Source organism: Bathymodiolus heckerae thiotrophic gill symbiont (assembly GCF_900128515.1).
Taxonomy (GTDB): domain Bacteria; phylum Pseudomonadota; class Gammaproteobacteria; order PS1; family Pseudothioglobaceae; genus Thioglobus_A.
This window is the reverse complement of record NZ_FQTP01000140.1, coordinates 1-2,685: the sequence shown is the minus strand read 5'-3', so window position 1 is coordinate 2,685 and position 2,685 is coordinate 1. Positions and strand designations below refer to the sequence as shown.

General features: G+C 31.0%; 3 protein-coding genes and 2 pseudogenes. All 5 read right to left on the bottom strand.

What is annotated here, in order from left to right; all coding sequences use genetic code 11:
- Positions 1 to 237: 237 nt before the first annotated feature.
- Positions 238 to 537 carry a hypothetical protein gene (locus tag BTHERMOSOX_RS10270; RefSeq protein WP_138121060.1) on the bottom strand — a complete coding sequence of 100 codons (300 nt, stop codon included), beginning with the start codon at positions 535 to 537 and terminating at the stop codon, positions 238 to 240.
- Positions 538 to 910: 373 nt separating this feature from the next.
- Complete coding sequence (locus BTHERMOSOX_RS10265; RefSeq protein ID WP_138121059.1) at positions 911 to 1,117, bottom strand: helix-turn-helix domain-containing protein; 207 nt, start codon at positions 1,115 to 1,117, stop codon at positions 911 to 913.
- A gap of 12 nt (positions 1,118 to 1,129) precedes the next feature.
- Positions 1,130 to 1,624 carry a DUF2975 domain-containing protein gene (locus tag BTHERMOSOX_RS10260; protein ID WP_171004743.1) on the bottom strand — a complete coding sequence of 165 codons (495 nt, stop codon included), beginning with the start codon at positions 1,622 to 1,624 and terminating at the stop codon, positions 1,130 to 1,132.
- Between the two features lie 299 nt (positions 1,625 to 1,923).
- Positions 1,924 to 2,054: pseudogene (gene rhuM / locus BTHERMOSOX_RS12130) on the bottom strand (RhuM family protein); the annotation flags it as partial.
- A gap of 160 nt (positions 2,055 to 2,214) precedes the next feature.
- Positions 2,215 to 2,439: pseudogene (locus BTHERMOSOX_RS10250) on the bottom strand (M48 metallopeptidase family protein); the annotation flags it as partial.
- Between the last annotated feature and the right edge of the window lie 246 nt (positions 2,440 to 2,685).

Genomic DNA, 2,685 nt, shown 5'->3' with positions numbered 1-2,685 from the left:
AAACTGGCATGAATATTTTTAAAGAAATGCAGCGATTAAAAAGCCTAAGGGATTATTACATCCAGTGAGTAAAAAAGGCTAAAAAGAGAGAAATAAGGCTAAAAAAATCAGACAAACAAGGTGTTTTCTAGATTTTTATGGAAAAATACGGAAATTTTGAGCTATTTTTTTTGAAAAATTGCAAGGGTTGAAAATAGGATGGGGAATTATGAATTATGCAAAGGTCTCTATACAAAATTATACCCATGTGTTATCAGTTTTTGCATAGCGAATCACTTGATAAACTGCAATGTTTTTTTCACTTAAACGATACACAACATCAGGAACACACTGAATAGGCATCTCCACCTCATAACCGTGTGCCAATTGATTGATGGTTGATTTACATTTTCCTCCTGCATATTCTGTCAAAATTTTTAAAGCTGCACCTTGATATTCTCCTACTTCAAAGTAAATGCGATAAATGTCACTTAAGTAGTCTTTTGGTGTCCCTATTTCAAGAGTTTCATAAGGCGGCGTTGCCTCATCATTTCTCATAACATACTATTCCTTGACGATGTAAAACTATAAAAAAGAGTGCCATTGAGAAAACTACTGGCAAAATATTAAGCCAGTTTTACTAATATCATGAACGCTTCTAATGAATGCCATTATATATGATAATCAATAACTCAATAAAAACACACCACACCCAATCTGTATGTTACCAAATATTTCCAAAGACCTTTGCATAAACCACCCTCAAACTACCAATCTGATAGAATAGCACTCATATAAATTGAGACCTTTGTATAAATAGGGATGATTAACAGAATGACAGATTTTATTGATTTAGGAATTTTTTTTTAAATTGATAAAAGATGGTGTCTTGATAATTGTTCATATTTATACAAAGGTCTCATATTTTTTATTACTTATATTCTAATATATCCTTTGGCTGGCACTCTAAAACATCGCAAATTTTAGCAAGTGTTTCAAAGCGTATGCCTTTTACTTTTCCTGACTTAAGCAGAGAAATATTTTGTTCAGTAATATTAATATGCGTAGCAAGTTCTTTAGAACGCATTTTGCGCTTTGCCAACATAATATCTAGCGTTATTAGTATTTTTTTTGCCATTGTTCGTTTTGATTATATAATTTGTTTATTTTCATCTGAAATTTTAGTAGCTTTTGTCATCACTTTAGCTATCAAAATCAACAAAATACCTAGAAATAAAATAATCAACCCTTTAATATCAACCCCAAAAGAAAAGGCAATTAAACGCTCTCCCGCTGGATTTGTATAAGTTAATGCCAAGCTTGTTAGCATTTGAACAACAGGGCTAAGCAGTAAAAAAACTAATAAAGAAATACCAACCCATTTAAGTTGATTACTAAAACGCTGTGTAAACCATCGCCCTTGAGCAAAATCTTGAAAAATACCTGCTACTACGAACAAAGCAAAAGACAATGTAGAAATCTGTAAACTGCTAATAAACCAAACAATAAGTTTATTACTCGTTGTTAAAGTAAAAAGAGAAGAATCAATACCTGAATAAAAACTAGCAACTTGCCTTGCAAACTCTGCATCAAACCACAATAAGGTATTAATAACAAATAGCATAAGTGCTAAAATTTTTGACACTGGTGCCATCCAAGTAATAAGTGATTTATTTTGTGTGCTCATAATATTTTAGTTTTAGTTTTATAAAAAATAATTATCATTTTACGATAATTAAACATTATTATACGATAAAAATAAAGATTATGTATTTAAATTTATAAATTCATTATTCTTTTTATCTAATCACCATTGCTAACTTTTTTATCAATCTAATGAGTTTTTGATTGTTTGTTTTAGTTGCTGGTTGTTTAGGTTATGATGTGCTGGCTAACCTTTTAAAAAAATTGTTCTGAGATGCGAATTTCACGAATGCGTTCTTATAACTCATCAAAATATTCTTTGAGTTGTTTGATCGCCCAAATTCTGAACTGAGTGCCTTGCGGGGACTTTACTTGATAACCCAAGGTGATTTGTAATGAACAACTTGGTAGGTTTTATCGTCTGTCGCAGTTGGTATTGCTGGCGAATTTGATGGCTGTTTGCATTGAGTTGGCTTGAGTGATTTGGGTGGTTTTGATGTGTTGGTGTCTCCATTATTTAAAAAGTAGCCTGTCCCCATGCTTTCCAAAGGTCTCCTAGGGTTAATAATTATCTTCGAGTTTATTCTTTACTTACTTCCAATTTGGCATATGTATCGTTAAATAAGTATAAAAACCTTTATCATGATTTGGATGAATTAGATGTGCTAACTCATGAAAAATCACATATTCTATACATTGAATAGGGGCTTTAATTAACTCAGAATTTAAATTAATATAAGATTTTTCAGGGTTACAACTGCCCCATCTGGTTTTCATTTTTCTAATTCTAACCTGTTTAATTTCTTTATTTACAATATGAGACCTTTGCATAATTCATAATTCCCCATCCTATTTTCAACCCTTGCAATTTTTCAAAAAAATAGCTCAAAATTTCCGTATTTTTCCATAAAAATCTAAAAAACACCTTGTTTGTCTGATTTTTTTAGCCTTATTTCTCTCTTTTTAGCCTTTTTTACTCACTGGATGTAATAATCCCTTAGGCTTTTTAATCGCTGCATTTCTTTAAAAATATTCATGCCAGTTTTAAGGTTATGACTCATG

Excerpts from the sequence above, each read along its gene's own strand:
- BTHERMOSOX_RS10265 (WP_138121059.1), bottom strand. The coding sequence starts at position 1,117 with ATGGCAAAAAAAATACTAATAACGCTAGATATTATGTTGGCAAAGCGC.
- BTHERMOSOX_RS10270 (WP_138121060.1), bottom strand. The coding sequence starts at position 537 with ATGAGAAATGATGAGGCAACGCCGCCTTATGAAACTCTTGAAATAGGG.